At 61.5% G+C, this 16,797-nt stretch carries 15 protein-coding genes and 1 tRNA gene; 8 read left to right on the forward strand and 8 right to left on the reverse strand.

Annotation, left to right across the window (positions count from 1 at the left end; genetic code table 11):
- Positions 1-4: 4 nt before the first annotated feature.
- On the forward strand, positions 5-559 hold the full coding sequence (locus AC6HU3_RS09110) for a cytochrome c family protein (RefSeq protein ID WP_497473454.1): 555 nt from the start codon (positions 5-7) through the stop codon (positions 557-559).
- Between the two features lie 71 nt (positions 560-630).
- Here AC6HU3_RS09110 and AC6HU3_RS09115 read toward each other — a convergent pair whose 3' ends face one another.
- From AC6HU3_RS09115 to AC6HU3_RS09125, 3 genes are all read right to left on the reverse strand, one after another.
- Positions 631-1,209, reverse strand: coding sequence for a MarR family winged helix-turn-helix transcriptional regulator (locus AC6HU3_RS09115; protein ID WP_497473455.1), 579 nt, complete (start codon positions 1,207-1,209; stop codon positions 631-633).
- A 155-nt stretch (positions 1,210-1,364) separates the two neighbouring features.
- Positions 1,365-1,919, reverse strand: a complete 555-nt coding sequence (locus AC6HU3_RS09120; RefSeq protein WP_497473456.1) for an SCO family protein — start codon at positions 1,917-1,919, stop codon at positions 1,365-1,367.
- Positions 1,916-2,338: a nitrosocyanin gene (locus AC6HU3_RS09125; protein WP_497473457.1), complete on the reverse strand. Its 423-nt coding sequence runs from the start codon at positions 2,336-2,338 to the stop codon at positions 1,916-1,918. Before AC6HU3_RS09125 ends, AC6HU3_RS09120 begins: the two co-directional genes overlap by 4 nt.
- Positions 2,339-2,447: 109 nt before the next feature.
- On the opposite strand from AC6HU3_RS09125, the gene AC6HU3_RS09130 reads away from it, so the two are divergent.
- The 6 genes from AC6HU3_RS09130 to murQ are packed head-to-tail and all read left to right on the forward strand — an operon-like array spanning position 2,448 to position 7,587.
- Positions 2,448-3,149 (forward strand): rhomboid family intramembrane serine protease, encoded by a 702-nt coding sequence (locus tag AC6HU3_RS09130; protein ID WP_497473458.1) that lies wholly within the window; start codon positions 2,448-2,450, stop codon positions 3,147-3,149.
- Positions 3,131-3,829 carry a lipoyl(octanoyl) transferase LipB gene (lipB, locus tag AC6HU3_RS09135; protein WP_497473459.1) on the forward strand — a complete coding sequence of 233 codons (699 nt, stop codon included), beginning with the start codon at positions 3,131-3,133 and terminating at the stop codon, positions 3,827-3,829. Before AC6HU3_RS09130 ends, lipB begins: the two co-directional genes overlap by 19 nt.
- Positions 3,822-4,523 (forward strand): orotidine-5'-phosphate decarboxylase, encoded by a 702-nt coding sequence (gene pyrF / locus AC6HU3_RS09140; RefSeq protein WP_497473460.1) that lies wholly within the window; start codon positions 3,822-3,824, stop codon positions 4,521-4,523. Before lipB ends, pyrF begins: the two co-directional genes overlap by 8 nt.
- A complete protein-coding gene (folD, locus tag AC6HU3_RS09145) occupies positions 4,520-5,389 on the forward strand; it encodes a bifunctional methylenetetrahydrofolate dehydrogenase/methenyltetrahydrofolate cyclohydrolase FolD (protein ID WP_497473461.1) in 870 nt (289 codons plus the stop codon). The genes pyrF and folD overlap by 4 nt, the downstream gene beginning before the upstream one ends.
- On the forward strand, positions 5,367-6,665 hold the full coding sequence (locus tag AC6HU3_RS09150; RefSeq protein ID WP_497536311.1) for a DUF8689 domain-containing protein: 1,299 nt from the start codon (positions 5,367-5,369) through the stop codon (positions 6,663-6,665). Before folD ends, AC6HU3_RS09150 begins: the two co-directional genes overlap by 23 nt.
- The gene (murQ, locus tag AC6HU3_RS09155; RefSeq protein ID WP_497473462.1) at positions 6,646-7,587 is read left to right on the forward strand and encodes an N-acetylmuramic acid 6-phosphate etherase; all 942 of its coding nucleotides are present in this window, start codon (positions 6,646-6,648) and stop codon (positions 7,585-7,587) included. The genes AC6HU3_RS09150 and murQ overlap by 20 nt, the downstream gene beginning before the upstream one ends.
- Positions 7,588-7,938: 351 nt before the next feature.
- Here murQ and AC6HU3_RS09160 read toward each other — a convergent pair whose 3' ends face one another.
- Positions 7,939-8,574: a superoxide dismutase gene (locus tag AC6HU3_RS09160; protein ID WP_497473463.1), complete on the reverse strand. Its 636-nt coding sequence runs from the start codon at positions 8,572-8,574 to the stop codon at positions 7,939-7,941.
- Between the two features lie 115 nt (positions 8,575-8,689).
- Between AC6HU3_RS09160 and AC6HU3_RS09165 the strand changes: the two genes are divergently transcribed.
- Positions 8,690-8,765: transfer RNA gene (locus tag AC6HU3_RS09165), tRNA-His, on the forward strand.
- Between the two features lie 4 nt (positions 8,766-8,769).
- Here the strand turns inward: AC6HU3_RS09165 and AC6HU3_RS09170 are convergent.
- From AC6HU3_RS09170 to alaS, 4 genes are all read right to left on the reverse strand, one after another.
- Positions 8,770-11,700, reverse strand: a complete 2,931-nt coding sequence (locus AC6HU3_RS09170; RefSeq protein WP_497473464.1) for a diguanylate cyclase — start codon at positions 11,698-11,700, stop codon at positions 8,770-8,772.
- Positions 11,701-11,766: 66 nt separating this feature from the next.
- A complete protein-coding gene (gene uvrC / locus AC6HU3_RS09175) occupies positions 11,767-13,551 on the reverse strand; it encodes an excinuclease ABC subunit UvrC (protein ID WP_497473465.1) in 1,785 nt (594 codons plus the stop codon).
- Positions 13,529-14,119: a hypothetical protein gene (locus AC6HU3_RS09180; protein WP_497473466.1), complete on the reverse strand. Its 591-nt coding sequence runs from the start codon at positions 14,117-14,119 to the stop codon at positions 13,529-13,531. The genes uvrC and AC6HU3_RS09180 overlap by 23 nt, the downstream gene beginning before the upstream one ends.
- On the reverse strand, positions 14,107-16,719 hold the full coding sequence (alaS, locus tag AC6HU3_RS09185) for an alanine--tRNA ligase (protein WP_497473467.1): 2,613 nt from the start codon (positions 16,717-16,719) through the stop codon (positions 14,107-14,109). The genes AC6HU3_RS09180 and alaS overlap by 13 nt, the downstream gene beginning before the upstream one ends.
- Between the last annotated feature and the right edge of the window lie 78 nt (positions 16,720-16,797).

Consider the following 16,797-nt stretch of genomic DNA (forward strand, 5'->3'; position numbering starts at 1 on the left):
CACGATGAAACGTATCCTGATGGTGATGGGCATGATCCTCCTGGTGGCACCGGCCCTTCACGCCGAAGGGCAATTTGAGTATGTCGGCGTGAAGAAGTGCAAAACCTGCCACAAGAAAGAAAAGATCGGGAACCAGTATGGGAAGTGGAAGGAGGGTCCGCACGCCAAGGCCCTGGAGTCCCTGAAAACGGACAAGGCCCGAGAAGCGGCCGCGAAGCTCGGCATTGACGATCCCACGAAGTCCGAGAAGTGTTTGAAGTGCCACACCACCGGATTTGGCGAGGGTGGCTATGACCTCTCCAAGAGCCCTGAAGAAAACGCAAAATTTGAGGGGGTTCAGTGCGAAGCCTGTCACGGTCCCGGTTCAGCCTACCGGAAGAAGAAGATCATGCAGGCTCTTGCCCGGGGAGAGATCAAACCTGAAGAGGTGGGGATGGTGCTTCCGACGGAAGAGGTTTGTCTGAAGTGCCACGGAAAGGGCAAGGGAGATCCCTTCGAAAAAGATTTCGTCTTTGAGGAATACAAAGAAAAGATCGCCCATCCCGTGCCGGAGGGATAACGGACCCCGGATTCCGCGGTCGGGAGTCTGAAGGTTCGGAGTTGTTCAGACTTTCGGGGGAGGGGAACGCCCTATGTTCGGGTGTGCGCTTCCTTCAGCCGGTGATCCGGACAGTCCACCCGGAGGTCTTCCGGGCGGAGGGGTTCGTTGAGGAAGGTGCAGTATCTCCGGGAAGGATCAAAAAAGGCGCAGGAGAGACACATCCGGACATAGGGGATCCGGTCTTCCTGAAGCAAGGCCAGCATCACCTCTAGAAGGGTCCACAGCGTCTGGGCTTTGGTCTCGTCCGGAAGATGGGACAGGCTTTCCCGTAGGGGGTGAACCCATGCGGCAAGGTCCCGGGCGATCGTCCTTCCTTCTTCGGTAAGCTGGATCAAGATTTTTCGCCGGTTTCCGGGATGGGGGACCTTTTGAAGGAGTCCCCGTCCTTCCAGGGAGGACACGGTTTCGCTCACCGTCCCGGGCGAAAGACCGAGAAGACGGGCCAGATCCCGCACACCCGGAGGCTTTGGAAGCGCGAAGAGGTAGGAGAGAACCTGGCCCTGGAGGGGGAAGAGATCGTGTTCCCGTCCTCTGCGGGCAAGATCCCCCCGCAGCGCCATGGAAAGGCGCTCCAGGGCCATCACAAGACGCAGATCCAGCGGTTTCATGTTCTGATGATACAGGAACGTCCTCGTTGGATAAAGGGCCGAAGAAGCTTATCCCCCACCCATCCCCCTCCTGCAAACGCTATGGAATGACAAAGATTCGCGTGGTTCTCCCCTTTTGCCTGAAGAAATGCGTCCCGCGCAATTCTCAAGCCTGTTTATACACCCGGAAGGGCTTTGAACATCGTATAGATTTTCGATTGCAAGGATAACGCCACCTCGACGTCCCGTGCGAGGCTGTCCGGTGAAAACTCCACCGGATAAACCAGGAAAGGACGGTTTTTGTGGAGCAAAAACACCATGGCCAGGTGCTCCTGAAGTCCTCCTTCTCCAGAAAAATGCATCACCCCGAGGGAGGCTTTCATGCGTTCCAGAAAGGCCGAATCCGGCGCAAGCCCCACGAAATCGGGATGAAAGGATCGGGCGTAGTTCCCGACGGATTGGGGGGTGTCCATGGGATCCATGGAGATCATGACCACCCCGGTCCGGGCGCGCACGTGTTCGGAAAGACTCCGGTAGGTTTCCCGGAATTTGGAAAGCACCACAGGGCACACGTCGGGACAATGGGTGTAGCCAAAATAGAGCAGCACCACGTCCTTCTTCACGGGAAGTTCCGGAACGGACGAGACGTCCTCCAGGAGAAATCCGTGGTAGGAGGGGGAGCATCCCCCGAGAAGAAGGAGGCTCCCCCAGATGAAGCTCCGGAGGTTCATGGCATCACCATAAAGGATCCGGGCAGGTGGACGTTTTTGGGATGGAGTTTGCACCAGATGGTGAAGGAGCCCGGGCGGGTGGCCTTGAAGGAGAACGTTCGTGTTTCGCCGGCTTTCAGGGTTTCGTCCACCTCATAACCGTCCACCGAGAAGTTTTCGCTGATGGGAGACTCGTTCACCAGGGTGAAGTGGATCTTCGTACCCACGCGTGTGACGAAGTCGGCGGGTTCGTTGAGGACGTTGAACTGCCGCACGTTCCTGATGGTGACGCCCTCAATGGTGGCTTCGGGGATGGAGGTGTCGTAAGCCCGGAAGGTCATTTTGAAGTGGACCTCCGGTTCTCCCCGCAGGGCGCCAATCCCCACGAGGACCACGAGCCCTGCACCGAGCAGGGCGGCTGCGCGGGTGGCTCCTTTCATGACATCCCTCCTTGTTCGGGACCCGAACATACAATACGGGGTCCGTTCAGCGATGTCAAGAGACTCACTGTACTTTGAAGGTTCCCCCGGGAGTGCGTACAATCAGGGCATGCTGCCGCTTAAGGACACCATTCCCTCCCGCACCCGTCCATGGGTGACCTACACCCTGATTGTCCTGAACGTGGTGTTCTTTCTGGTGGAGATTGCCCAGGGGCCCATGCTGGAAGCGTTTCTGCGGACCTGGGGCGTGATCCCGGTGGAATACACCCGCGGCGTGGACATTCCGCCTCCTTCCCCGCCCTACGGAACCACCCTCATCACCTCCATGTTTCTTCACGGTTCCTGGGGACATCTTCTCGGAAACATGCTCTATCTTTGGATCTTCGGGGACAACGTGGAAGATCGGATGGGGCACGGGCGATTTCTTCTCTTTTACCTGCTCACCGGCATTGCGGCGGCCTGGGCTCAGATTCTCATCACTCCCACGTCCACCCTTCCCCTCATCGGGGCAAGTGGTGCCATTTCGGGCGTGCTGGGCGCCTATTTCGTGTTTTATCCCCGGGCAGGGGTGATCACCCTGGTACCCGATCTGTTTTTCTTTTATCGTCTGATGGTTCTTCCTGCCGCGCTGGTGCTGGGATTCTGGGTGGTGATCCAGTTCTTCCAGGGGGTGGCTACCCTTCCCTATGCCCACCTGGGAGGCGTGGCCTGGTTTGCCCATCTGGGCGGTTTTGTCACAGGCTACCTTCTGGCACGAACCCGGTTTTTTGACCGCTACAGGGGAGGGGATCCATGGATCGCCTGGTGGTGATGTCCCTCCTGGGGGAAGGCCCGCAACCCTACCGTCCCCTGTGGGATCTCCAGAAAGACCTCTGGGCCCGCAGGGTGGCGGGAGACATCCCCGACACCCTCCTTCTTCTCGAACACGAGCGGGTGATCACCCTGGGGCGGGGGGCCCACAGCGAGCATCTTCTCGCTTCGCCGGTGTTTTTGAGAGAACGGGGATTTGACGTGGTGGAGGTGGAACGGGGCGGAGATGTCACCTATCACGGACCCGGCCAGCTCATTGCCTATCCCATTTTTCTCGTGAAGGAAAAACTTGCGGGTGTGCGGGCCTTTGTCCACAACCTGGAGGAGGTGATGCTCCGGATCCTGAAGGCGCACGGAATCGAGGCCCATCGGGACCCGAAGAACCGGGGGGTGTTCCTGGGAAAGAAGAAAATCGGAGCGGTGGGGGTGGCCATCCGGCGGTGGGTAAGCTTTCATGGCTTTGCCCTGTATGTGAATCCGCCCCTTGAGGATTTCCGGTGGATCATCCCCTGCGGGCTTGCCGACTATGGCGTGACCTCCATGGAGGCGGAGACAGGCAAAGCCCTCCGTCCTGTGGACCTGGAAGAGGAAGCCATTCAAGCGTTTCGGGACGTGTTTGGGTTTGACCGGGTTGAACGAATCCGCGCCCCTGAACTGCACGGGAGCAGAAGACATGGATGAACGTTCCACACGGCAACCGGAGATCATTCTGGCCCTCAATACCCGGGAGGCCTCCCGGGCGATGGAATGGGTCCGGCTGTTTGCGGGGAAGATCCGGTGGTTCAAGGTGGGACTTCCCTTGTTCGTGCGGTATGGTCCAGAGTTGCTGTTTTCCCTCCGGGAGAAAGGAGCCGAGCGGATCTTCCTGGACCTCAAGATGATGGATATCCCCTCGGTGCTGGAGGAGACCACCCGTGCCCTGGCAGATCTCCCCGTGGAGATGGTCACAGTGAGTCTGGTGGCAGGACCGGAGGCGGTGCAGCGGGTCCGGGAGACCGCGCCTCCGGAGGTGATGGTGGTGGGGGTCACGGTGCTGAGCAGCCAGGACGCTTCATCCATTGCCCGGATGCTCCCCCAGCCCGTTTCGGTTCAGGAGTGGAGCGTCCACCTGGCCCGGATGGCCGTGGATCTCAAACTCCCGGCCGTGGTGGCGTCCGGGGATGCGGTGGCCCGGATCCGTGACCTGTTCCCCGAACTCCAGCTGGTGGTCCCGGGAATCCGGTGGGAGGAGGACGGTTCCGATCAGAAGCGAACCCTCACGCCGAAGGAGGTGTCCCGGCTCGGAGTGGAGTATATCGTGGTGGGACGTCCCCTCACCCATGCCCCCGATCCCCTGCGGGCCCTTCAGGAGCTGGAGGAGGCCCTTTCATCATGAAGATCCTGGATGGAAAAGCCACCGCCAGCGCCGTGCTGGCCCAGGTCAGGGAGAAGGTGGAGGACTTCCGGAAACAGGCAGGCCGCCCACCGGTCCTGCGGGTGATCCTGGTGGGGGACGATCCGGCCTCCCAGGTGTATGTGCGGCACAAGTCCCGCAGGGCAGAGGAGGTGGGGATTGATGCCGCCGTGCTCAGGTTCCCGAACGACCTCTCTGAGGAGGCCCTTCTTCAGGAGATTGAACGTCTGAACCGGGATCCGAAGGTGGACGGGATCCTGGTCCAGCTTCCCCTCCCCTCTCATATCCGTCAGGACCGGGTGATTGAGGCCATCCATCCCTCCAAAGATGTGGACGGGTTCCACCCGCTCAACCTGGGTCTTCTCTACAGCGGACGCCCGGCCCTGGTGGCCTGCACGCCCAAGGGGATTCTTCGCCTTCTGGACCACCACGGGATCGACATCCAGGGGCGACGGGCGGTGGTGGTGGGTCGCAGCCTGATTGTGGGACGTCCCATGGCCGCCCTTCTCCTCCTTCGCCACGCCACCGTGACCGTCGTGCACAGCCGGACACCGGATCCGGAGGCCGTGGCCCGGGAGGCGGAGATCCTGATTGTTGCAGCCGGAAAACGTCATCTGGTGGACGAGCGGTGGGTGAAGGAAGGGGCGGTGGTGGTGGATGTGGGGATCCACCGGACAGAAGAGGGCAAACTCACCGGGGATGTGAACGCAGAGCGGGTGAAAGACCGGGTGGCCTGGCTTTCGCCTGTCCCCGGCGGGGTGGGACCCATGACGGTGGCCGAACTCATGGACAACGTGGTGATCGCGGCAACAAGGAGGCTTGAAGGTGTGGTTTCCCCGTCGTCCTGAAAGTGTGGAAGAGACCGGTCTGAAGTTTGACTTTCTGGCCGAAATGATTTTGCGGACCCTCTATATGCGGGGGACCCTCACGGGGGAAGAACTGGAAGATGCCCTGAAACTCCCCTATATGGGCGTGCTGGAGCACCCCATGAAATATCTTCGGGATGAGGCGTTTGTGGAAGTGCGCCGGGGCATCACCATCATGGAGCTCCACTGGGAGTTCCTCCTTACCCAGAAAGGGCTGGAGCGGGCCCGGATGCTCATGGACCGCCTGGGGTATGTGGGTCCGGCACCCGTGCCCTTTGAGCAGTATTATACGTATGTTCGGGATGTGCTCCCGGAGCCCAGGGGCGGTCTCACCGCAGAAAGTCTGAAGCAAGCCCTCCAGGGCCTTGTGTTCAAACCTTCCCTCTATCACCATCTGGGACCCGCCATTTTCTCGGGGTTGCCCACCTTTCTATACGGTCCGCCCGGGACGGGAAAAACTTCCATCGCCGAACGTATTGCCTCCATCCGGCCGGGAAAGGTGTGGATCCCCCATGCCCTGCTGGTCCACGGCCAGGTGATCCGCCTGTTTGATCCCATGCACCACGTGGCGGATCCCACACCCCGGAATGAGGAAGAGAAGGTGGACGAGCGCTGGGTGGAGACCCGACGGCCTTTCGTGATGGTGGGCGGGGAACTCACCCTGGATCAGCTGGAACTCCAGTATGAACAGCATTCCCGGACCTACGTGGCCCCCCTTCACATGAAGGCCAACGGCGGTGTGTTCCTGATGGACGACTTCGGACGTCAGCGGGTGGCGCCCCGGGATCTCCTGAACCGCTGGATCGTGCCCCTCGAGAAGAAGGAGGATTTCTTTTCGCTGCGAACGGGTGAGCAGATCCGGATCCCCTTCAAGGTTCAGATCATCTTCAGCACCAACCTGGATCCACGGGACCTTGTGGATGAGGCCTTTCTCCGGCGCATTCCCTACCGGGTTTTTGTGGGACCACCCGGCGAACCGGAGTTCAAGGCCATTTTCAAAATCGTGTGCGCTCATTACGGCGTCCCCTACGATGAGGCCGCGGTGGATTACCTGATCCAGACCCATTACCGTCCCTACGGCCGGCCTTTCCGGGGATCCCATCCACGGGATCTGGTCATCCAGGTGAAAAACCTTGCGGCCTTCTTCGGACGGGAGGCCCGGCTGGACCGGGACCTTCTGGACCTTGCGGCGGAAAACTACCTGACCATTCTGGACGCCTTTCGTGAGGCGGGGAGCGATGGACAACCTCCCGCCTGAAGTGGAGCGGGCGCTCCGAGAAACCCGGGGCCTCACCACCGAAGCCCTCCTTGCCGAAGCGGCCCATCTGGACCGGATGTCGGTGCAGGAAATCCTTGAGCTCATCCACCGGGAAGACCATCGGGCCTATGAAGCGGTGGGGCGGGCTCTTCCTGAAATGGCCCGGGCGGTGGAGCGCTTTGTGGAAACCCTGCGGAAAGGGGGACGGGTGTTTTATGTCGGTGCGGGAACGTCAGGTCGGCTGGGGGTCCTGGATGCGGCCGAGCTCTGGCCCACCTATCGCCTTCCCTGGGATCGGGTTCAGGGGCTGGTGGCCGGCGGCATCGGAGCGCTGGTCCGGGCTCAGGAGGGAGCGGAGGATCGGGAGGAAGAGGCGGCACGGGATCTGCGGGCGGTGGGGCTCTCCCCAGAGGACCTGGTCATCGCCCTGGCGGCAAGTGCCCGGACGCCCTATTGCGTGGGGGCTCTCCGGTATGCCCGGGAGGTGGGGGCGGGAAGGATTTTCGTGGTGGCGGTGGAGGAGGAAAAGGTGCCGGTGGACCGGGATCTGGCCGAACTCTGGATCCACCTGCCGGTGGGACCGGAGGTGGTGGCCGGGTCCACCCGGATGAAGGCCGCCCTTGCCCAGAAGATGGTGCTCACCATGCTCTCCACGGCGGCCATGGTCCGGCTGGGCAAGGTGTATGGCAACCGGATGGTGGACCTGGTGGCAACCTCAGGCAAACTGGGGGCGCGGGCCCTCCGGATCCTGGAGGAACTCACCGGTGTGCCCCCGGAGAAAGGATGGGATCTCCTTCAGGCCGCGGGGGGCTCGCTGAAGGTTGCGCTGGTGATGGCCCGCAAAAACTGCGACGCCCCAACAGCCCGCAAAATGCTGGAGGAGGTGGATGGCCATCTCTTCCGGATCCTGGATGGGGAATAGTGCATCATGCACATATTGCATTCACCCGGAATGTTGGGCACGGAGAGTGGGAGCACTTGTTCCTATTCTGGAACCACCCCCCTTTTCCTGACCCCCACTTTTCCGGCCAGACCCCTTTGGCATGACATAAGAGTGATTATGTTTCATGTTTTGGGGTCCCCCGGGCACGCCCTCCCGGGAGCAGACCATACCTGGGATCCGTCCCTGAAACGTGCGGTGATCGATCCCTCAGATGCGATCCCCTTCCTCCGGAACACAGGAGGGTGAGAACCCTCCGGAGCGTGGAACCCAAAACAAAAAACCACGGGGCGGGTGGAACCGCCCCGTGGTTCTCCACGATGGTTTCCGGGCTTACATCAGGCTCTGAAGGGCCTCGGCATACCGGGCGGCCACGGCCTCCCAGTCCACCACATTCCACCAGTTCTGGATATACTCCGCCCGGCGGTTCTGATATTTCAGATAATACGCGTGCTCCCACACGTCCAGGCCCAGGATGGGGATGTGGCCAAGCATGTAGGGGGAATCCTGGTTGGGCAGGGAATACACTTTGAGCTCTTTGAAGGGGGTCACGACCAGCCAGGCCCATCCGCTTCCGAATCGGGTGGCGGCGGCGTTGCTGAAGGTCTCTTTGAAGGTCTCGAAGCTTCCGAAGGTCTTTTCGATGGCGGAGCGGAGCTCGCCGGCGGGTTCCCCACCCTTGTTCGGTCCCATCACGGTCCAGAACAGGCTGTGATTGGCGTGACCGCCGCCGTTGTTGCGCACCGCCGTCCGGATGTCCTCCGGGACGCTTTCCAGATTCCGAAGCAGATCCTCCAGGGTGTAGGCCTGGAGATGGGGATGTTTCTCCAGCGCCGCATTCAGCTTGTTCACATAACCCCCATGATGCTTCGTGTGATGGATCTCCATCGTCCGGGCGTCAATGTAGGGCTCCAGGGCATCATACGCGTAGGGGAGCTTCGGGAGCTCTCCGGGAAGTTTGAGTGCCATCGTTCACCTCCTTGTTTATTTGACTTACCTGGTCAAGTTTATGATACATGGCATCGAGCGAAGCATCAAGGCTTGACGGGTCCCTGCGCATCGGGTATAATTTCCGCTGCCCATGGCGGGCGTAGCTCAACCGGCAGAGCGCCAGACTGTGGCTCTGGTGGTTGGGGGTTCGAGTCCCCTCGCCCGCCCCATGATTTATCGTCTTTCTCCCACTTCCTGAAGGGTTTCGTCCACCTGATGAACCCACAGGGACAGTCCCAGGTTGGAGAAGATCTCCCGGGCGCGATGCAGGTAGGATCGTCCCCGGTCCAACTCGCCCAGTTCCAGTTCCACCTCGCCCCGGTGGAGGGCATACACACCGTTGAGCATGGGGCTTCCCAGCCGGCTCAGAATCCTCCGGGCTTTTTCCAGCCACGCATAAGCCTCTTCCCACTGTCCTTCCACCGCCGCAAGCCGTGCCCCGGAAAGATAGGCATAGAGGCGATAGGAGGGGTTGAGTTCTTCCGCAATTCCCCGGACTTTCTGAAACAGCCGACGCAGTTCTTTCCAGTCCCGCTGGGCCAGCGCCAGCTCAAGCTGCTCATAGACCCACCAGAAGGTATCCCGAAGGGACACACCCTTCCGTTCGGCCACCCGTTCACCCAGCCGGAGGACCTTCCGGGTGTTCTCCAGATCTCCCCGGGCCGCATGAATCCGGGCCATCTGCACCAGGGCCTGGAGTTCATACCGCACGATCCCCTGGCGTCGAGCCTCTTCCAGGGAGCGCCGGGCATAGCCCATCGCCCGGTCCAGGTCTCCCCGAAAACGGTGGAAGATGCTCATAAGGCGATAGAAAAAGGGAAGAGGACGGCGGAACTCCATCTGTTCCGCAAGACTCATGGCTTCCTGAAGGAGTTCGATGCCCGGTTCCGCGTGTCCCATGTTCGCATACACCAGCGCCAGATTCCCCTGTGCGGCGACCAGACCTTCCGGATCGTCCATCGTGGCATAGAGCTGGAGCGCCTGGGTGAGGTATTCCTCAGCCTCTCCAAAGCGGTCCTGATCGATGAGAACCAGACTCCAGTTGGTGAGGATGGCCGCCTCCCCCCGCCGGTCCCCCAGCCGGCGATACACCTCCAGGGCTTCCCGGAAGGCCCGGTGGGCTCCCCGGTAGGAACCCTGAAACCGGCGAATCTGTCCAAGGAAATTCAGGGCACGTCCACGATCGGGGTGATCCCGGGGGATTTTCCGCAGAAGCGGCTGGAGCCTTTCCATGGCCTGATCCACCTCACCCATGTTGATGAGAGCCCAGACCTGCTCCAGGGCGAATCCGATCCGGGCATCCGGATCACGGAACCGCTTAAGGAGTCCCTCGGCCTCCTCCAGGGCCCCCCGGTAATCCCCCCGGGCAATCCGGTGATCCAGGGCAATCCGGGCAATTCTTGGAGACATGTGCTTGTGCTGTTCGAGAAACCCTTCAAGTTCGGGATCTCCCGTCTGGCGGAGCACCAGAGCGCGGGCCTCCAGGAGCCTTCGTTCCACGTCCCGGGGCGGACGACCGAATCCCTCCACCAGACGGAGCAATAGGCGAATGGCAGGGGCATCGGAGCGCCGAAACATTGTGTCCAGCGCGTCTTCCACCCTCAGCCAGAGATCCTGTGCGCTGGCGAGGTGGGCAAGCCACACCCTCCGGATCTCCTCCCCGGACTCCGGAAGCACCTCCAGAACCCGGCGGGCAAGGGATGCGCGGGTGGATGGGTCCAGTTCGTGGACGGCGAACATTCCCCAGATCCCTTCCCGAAGACAGACCACCGGACCCATCTCCACCAGATTTTGCTCCACCAGTTCGTCCCTGATTTCCGGCATCCAATCGGCAAAAGCCTTCTCCAGGAGATCGCGCGACATTCTGCCCCCCGCAAGCCCGAGAAGCCCCAGGGCCTGGATGCCGCGGGAGGTGAGACGGCTGGTGCGATAGGTCCAGAGAGGTTCGAGCTGCGCGGGCCGAAAATCGGGAGGATACCCGGCATACCGCCAGGTCCGGCGGACCGCCAGCCAGCCCTGCTCATAAAGCTCCCGGAGGATTTCTCCGGCGAGGCGGGGAAGTCCACCCGAAAGATCCTGCACGTCCCGGAGGAGGTTCTCGGGAGGCTGGGCCTGGAGAGCCCCCCGGAGAAGAAACTCCATCTGGGCTGGTCCCATCGGGCCCACCTGCACCTCCTGCACCCAACCCATCCGGTAGGCCTGATGGAGATGTGCGGCCACCACCTCCTCCAGCTCCTCATCCCGGATCGTGGCGATCACCCGGTATCCTTCTGTGATCAGCAGAAACAGGACCTGCCAGCTGGCCTCATCCAGCCACTGGAGATTCTCCACAACCAGGCCCCCTCCCCCGAGGCGCGTGCGAAGGGCGGAAAAGGCTTCCAGGGACGTGGATACTTCGGGATTCAGATGGCGAAAGGGATGGAGGAGCGCGCCCCGGGCATAGGCATTCACCCGAATCCACGACCCGGAGTCCCTCTGGATCAGACGGTTCACAAGGGCCGATTTTCCGGACCCCGCCGGTCCCCGAACCAGGATGAGGGGCTCCTTCCCCTCCAGCGCCCGGAGGAAAGCCCGCTCTTCCTGAATCCGGGATACATAGGGGGGAGGCCACACGAAGCGGGGATCCTGCCGTTCGGGGGTTTCCACCCTCCCCCGTCCCCTTCGCTTCGCCTCAAAGAGCGCCTGATCGGCCAGGGCCAGGAGTTCATAAGGATCGGTGGAGTCAACGGGAAAGGCGGCGAGCCCGATGCTTGCGCCCATGGAGAAGCCCGCAAAATCTCTTCTGGACGCCTCTTCCAGAAGGCGGTGGGCCAGGGACCGGGCCGTGTCCCGGGGGGTGTGGGCAAGCAGAATCACAAACTCGTCCCCTCCAAACCGGATCACCCGATCACTGGGGCGGAAAAAAGACTGGAGAAACCGGGACCAGGCAACGATCACCGCATCGCCGGTTTCGTGGCCATACGTGTCGTTGATCTCCTTGAACTGATCCAGGTCCAGGATCAGGACCGCGAAGGGCGTCCCCCTCCGCTCGGCCTCCCGGGCAAGGTGTTCAAGCCCTTCCCGCAGGGCCCGGCGGGATAGGAGTCCCGTGAGCGGGTCCCTCACAACCACCTCCCGTTGTGACGAACCAAAGATACACCTTTCCGGCCGGCAGGGCAAGGGGGTGTCGTGCTATTCTCCTTCGTGGAGGGCGGCGTGGATGGTTCGGGCAAGTTCGGGCCCGATGCCGGGCACCCGCTGGAGGTCGTCCACACTGGCACCCCGGAGGGCCTCCACGGAGCCAAAATAACGCAAAAGAAGCTGTTTGCGCTTCTCGCCCACGCCGGGGATGCTGTCCAGCACGCTTTCCTTCACCCACCGGTCCCGGCGGGAGATATGGTAGGTCCGGGCAAACCGGTGGGCTTCGTTCCGAATCCGCTGGAGGAGCTGGAGGGCGGGACTTGTGGGGGGAAGGACCACCACCTCGCCGGTTTCGAACATCAGGCGTTCCAGTCGTTTCGCAAGACCCACGATGGGGAGATCCTCGTCCGGGATCCCCAGATTCCGTGCGGCCTGCCGTGCGGCCCGGACCTGGGGGACACCGCCGTCAACAAGAAGTAGGTCGGGCAGAGCCTTTCCCTCTTCAAGAAGCCGCCGGAGCCGCCGGTGGACCACCTCAAACATCCCCCGGAAATCGTCCCCTCCGGGGGCCTGTTTGATCCGGTAGCGGCGGTATTCCGATTTTTTCGGGAACCCCCGCTCAAACACCACCACGCTCCCCACCGCTTCCCGGCCAAAAATATGGGAAAGGTCCACCGCCTCCATCCGGTAGGGCGGGCGGGGGAGATCCAGCACCTTCTGGAGTTCCCGCACACTCCGGGGAGGCCGTTTTCGCTTCTCCAAAAACAGGCGGAACTCAAACAGCAGGGTCTCCATCCCCACACGGTACAGGGAAACCTCCTCTTTCCCGGGTTCCCGGAGGGTGAAACCGAAGGCCTGTTCCAGAAGATGCCGCTCATCGGGGGAGGGAAGGGGCCGGATCACCACCTCCTGGGGAAGGTCCAGCCGTCCCGCGTAGATCTGCTCCAGGATGGTGCCCACCGAGGTCTCAAGGCTGTCTTCTTTCAGGTGATCAAACAGGAAAATCCCCTCCTTGTCCATCCGGCCTTCGGCATATTTGAACAGCATGGCGCCCCAGTGGCCTTCCACCTCGGCCACCACCACGTGGTCCACCCGGGCATGAGGGATCATCCCCCCTTCCTGAAACCGCATGATCTTCCGGAGCGCCATGAGGCGATCCCGGAGCCGGGCGGCATATTCAAAGGCGAGTTTCTCCTTGGCCTTTTCGATTTCCCGTTCAAAGTGCTCTTCCAGTTCCCGGGTCCGCCCCTGAAGAACATCCACAAATCCCCGAACCATTTCCCCATAGGTTTCCCGGCTCACCAGACCGGCGCACGGGGCACTGCACAGACCGAGATGGTAGTCCAGACAGGGCGCATAGGGTTTTCGCGAGGGAAGTTTCAGGGTGCAGGTGCGAATGGGAAAGGCCTGGCGAAGGAGATACAGGGTTTCCCGGAGGGCTTTCCAGGACGGATAAGGGCCAAAGAGCAGGCCCTCCCGGGGTTTGCGCAGGATTTCAATCCGCGGGAAGGCCTCCCGTGTGTCCAGAAAGATATACGTGTAGGTGTTGCTCGTTTTGAGACGGACGTTGAGAAGGGGCTGGTGGTTGCGGATGAGCTGGGCTTCGAGGAGAAGGGCGTCCGATTCCGACGCGGTCACCACCCAGTCCAGAAGAACCGCTTCCCGGTGAAGGGTCCGGGTCTTGCGGTCTGCAGGACGGCGATAGGCTTCAAGACGCTTCTGGAGGGAACGGGCTTTGCCGATGTAGAGATACCGGCCCGTGATATCCCGGAAGAAATACACCCCGGGCTGGTCCGGCGCCTCTTTCAGGCGTTCAAGCCATGCCGGACGCGCCATCTCCCCCTTTTCGATAGACCGACAGGATCGCCCCGACGATCTCGGAGGCGGAGGGCAAACCCACGAGAACCTCGCTTCCCACCTTCAGGGTGGGGACGGCAAACACCCCGTCCTTCCGGGCTTCTTCGCCACAGTGATCGGCATCCAGGATTTCAAGGGTTAAGTGAGGAGAAGCCGTCACGATCTCGGCGGCGAGGGTTGCGGTGGGCACGCAGTAGCCACACCCTTCCCGGATCCACGCCCGCAGGTGCAGGGGACGATCCACATACGTAAGATGCTCCCGGAGTCGATCCGGGAGGGTGGAGAAGCCGCCCACCCGCTTCAGGATCTCCAGGACGAGTCCCACCTCAAATCCCGCCACACGCCCCCGAAAGCGGATACGACCGTCCAGAAACGAAAGCTCCACCGGACCGCAGGGAGAATCGCCAGGTTCTTTCTGAAACATCACATGAGGAACAAGGATCCGGGCGAGCTCCTCCACGCCGGGATCCTCCCCACGCACCCCCACCACCACACCGTCCACGCCCTGCACGGCGTTCTGAATTCGCGCTTCCATCATTCGTTCCATCGGGATGAGGAGAAGGTTTCCAGGAGACGGGCCCGGAGACTTTCCAGGGCTTCTTTCAGGCGTTCTCCCGAAGACGCACCGCCTTCCGCCTTCTCCCGGGTTCCTCCACCGCCTCCACCCAGTTCTTTCCCGAGGTTCCGGACCAGGTCCACAGCGGAGAAGCGGTCGGTCAGGGAGGGGCTCACGCGGGCATGGAAAAACACCCGTTCGCCACGGGATGCAAGCACCAGAACCCCTTCGTATCCTGTGGAGAAGATGAGATCTGCAAGCCGGCGCAGGGCTTCCGGCCGGAGGTCCTCCACTTGAGTCACCAGGAAACGCACGCCGTCCTGTTCCACTGCCTGGCCCAGAACCTGATCACGGAGGAGGACAAGAAAGCGCTCTTCAAGCCGCCTGTAGGCCTTTTCCGTTGCGTCTTTTTCCTGAAGAAGTTTGTGCAGGCGTTCCGGAAGGTGACGGGGATCCACCCGCAGGACCTTCCCCGCTTCTTCAAGGAGATACCGTTCCTTTCGGGCTTCCCGCACGGCCCTCGCACCCACCAGGGCTTCGATCCGGCGTACCCCGGAAGCCACCGCCTCCTCCTTCACGATTTTGAAATACCCGAGATCCCCCGTCCGGCGGGCGTGGGTTCCACCGCACAGTTCTTTGGAAAATCCGCCGATGGTGATCACCCGGACCTCCTGACCGTACTTCTCCTCAAAGAGGGCCATGGCCCCTTCCTGAAGGGCTTCCCGATAGGATTTCCAGCTCACCTCCACCGGGATATTTTCACGAATTTTTTCGTTCACGAGATCTTCAATCGCCTCCAGCTCTTCCTTTCGAACGGCCTGGGGATGGGCAAAGTCAAACCGGATGCGGTCTGGCGCCACCAGCGACCCCTGCTGGCGGGCATGGCCTCCCAGGATCTCCCGGAGGGCGGCATGGAGCAGATGGGTACCGGTGTGGGCTCGCTGGGCTCCCTCCCGGTGCTCCCGGGACACCCGGGCCTGAACCACCACCGGCTCCTCCGGAAGCTCGCCCTGCCGGAGGCGTCCAAAGTGCACGATGTCCGATCCCACCCGGCGGGTGTCTTCCACATCCACCAGGAATCCCTCACCTTCAATCCAGCCCCGATCGCCCACCTGACCGCCGCCTTCCGGATAGAAAGGTGTTTCATCCAGCACCAGGGCCACCTGATCCCGCAGGACACCCCACTTCACCAGACGGCTGCGGTGCTCCAGCGTCTCATAGCCCACAAACCGGGAACCGGTGTAGGACGGATCCAGAACCTTCCATTCCGGGAGTTCCATCTTGAAGGCCGCGTGGGCACGGGCGCGCTCCCGCTGCCGGGCCATGGCCTCCTCAAACCCATCCCAGTCCAGCGCCACCCCCGCGTCTTTCGCCACCTCTTCAATGAGGTCCAGCGGGAGACCGTAGGTGTCGTAAAACCGGAAAAACGTTTCCCCGTCCAGCACCCCCCGGGATCGCGCCTCCTCCACCGCCTGAACCAGGTCGTCAAACCGACGGGCGATGGTCTGGATAAACCGCTCTTCCTCATGTTTGATCACCTGCTGGACCGTGACCTGGGCTTCCATCAGTTCCGGATAGGCGTTTTTCATGATGTCCACCACGACGGGAACCAGGCGATAGAGGATGGGTTCGTCCTTCACGCCGATTCGCTGGCCGAACCGGTAGGCCCGGCGCAGGATGCGCCGGAGGACATAGCCCCGACCGAAGTTGGAGGGGAAAATGCCGTCCGCGATGGCAAAGGTGAGGGCCCGCACGTGATCGGCGATCACCCGGTGAGGCGCACCGGCCTCCCCACGATCATAGGGAACCCCGGTGATACGCGCCACTTCTTCAATGATGGGAAGGAAGAGATCCGTGTGATAGTTGGAAAGCTCTCCCTGCAGAACGGCCAGAATGCGCTCAAGCCCCATGCCGGTGTCGATGTTTTTCTTGGGCAGGGGCTCCAGTGTCCCGTCCGCACGACGATTGAACTGCATGAAGACCAGGTTCCAGAGCTCCAGAAACCGTTCTCCTTCTTCATACGGTGTTTTCTGGTTGGGATCGGCTTCCTCTCCCAGGTCATACAGGATCTCCGAACTCGGACCGCAGGGACCGGTGTCTCCCATCTCCCAGAAGTTGTCCTTGGCACCAAACCGGAGCACCCGATCCTCCGGCAATCCCACCTCCTTCACCCAGATCTCGAAGGCTTCGTCATCTTCTTCATACACGGTTGCGATCAACCGGTCCGCCTCCAGCCCGAACCGCTCGGTGAGGAGTTCCCATGCAAACAGGATGGCCTCCCGCTTGAAATAATCTCCGAAGGAGAAATTGCCGAGCATTTCAAAGAAGGTGTGGTGGCGCCGGGTGAATCCCACGTTGTCCAGGTCATTGTGCTTCCCTCCGGCCCGAAGGCATTTCTGCACGCTCGCCGCCCGGGTGTAGGGGGGGGTGACCTCCCCCAAGAAATACGGCTTGAACTGGTTCATCCCGGCGTTGGTAAAGAGAAGGGTAGGATCCGGTGGGAGAAGGGAAGACGATGGCACCACCGTGTGTCCCTTTTCCTCAAAGAAGGAGAGAAACGTCCGCCGTACCCGATCACCCGTCCATTCCATGGGCTGTTCCTCCATCCGATCTTTTCACACAATGTACATACACACCCACCCCCTCCCTCAAGAGGGGGCGCACCACAC

This window comes from Caldifarcimen microaerophilum (assembly GCF_055387105.1).

Bases quoted from the DNA above. Each gene is read 5' to 3' on its own strand.
- AC6HU3_RS09110 (WP_497473454.1), top strand. From the start codon at position 5: ATGAAACGTATCCTGATGGTGATGGGCATGATCCTCCTGGTGGCACCG.
- AC6HU3_RS09130 (WP_497473458.1), top strand. From the start codon at position 2,448: ATGCTGCCGCTTAAGGACACCATTCCCTCCCGCACCCGTCCATGGGTG.
- AC6HU3_RS09115 (WP_497473455.1), bottom strand. From the start codon at position 1,209: ATGAAACCGCTGGATCTGCGTCTTGTGATGGCCCTGGAGCGCCTTTCC.
- murQ (WP_497473462.1), top strand. From the start codon at position 6,646: ATGGACAACCTCCCGCCTGAAGTGGAGCGGGCGCTCCGAGAAACCCGG.
- AC6HU3_RS09160 (WP_497473463.1), bottom strand. From the start codon at position 8,574: ATGGCACTCAAACTTCCCGGAGAGCTCCCGAAGCTCCCCTACGCGTAT.
- AC6HU3_RS09120 (WP_497473456.1), bottom strand. From the start codon at position 1,919: ATGAACCTCCGGAGCTTCATCTGGGGGAGCCTCCTTCTTCTCGGGGGA.
- AC6HU3_RS09125 (WP_497473457.1), bottom strand. From the start codon at position 2,338: ATGAAAGGAGCCACCCGCGCAGCCGCCCTGCTCGGTGCAGGGCTCGTG.
- alaS (WP_497473467.1), bottom strand. From the start codon at position 16,719: ATGGAATGGACGGGTGATCGGGTACGGCGGACGTTTCTCTCCTTCTTT.
- folD (WP_497473461.1), top strand. From the start codon at position 4,520: ATGAAGATCCTGGATGGAAAAGCCACCGCCAGCGCCGTGCTGGCCCAG.
- pyrF (WP_497473460.1), top strand. From the start codon at position 3,822: ATGGATGAACGTTCCACACGGCAACCGGAGATCATTCTGGCCCTCAAT.
- AC6HU3_RS09180 (WP_497473466.1), bottom strand. From the start codon at position 14,119: ATGGAACGAATGATGGAAGCGCGAATTCAGAACGCCGTGCAGGGCGTG.
- uvrC (WP_497473465.1), bottom strand. From the start codon at position 13,551: ATGGCGCGTCCGGCATGGCTTGAACGCCTGAAAGAGGCGCCGGACCAG.
- lipB (WP_497473459.1), top strand. From the start codon at position 3,131: ATGGATCGCCTGGTGGTGATGTCCCTCCTGGGGGAAGGCCCGCAACCC.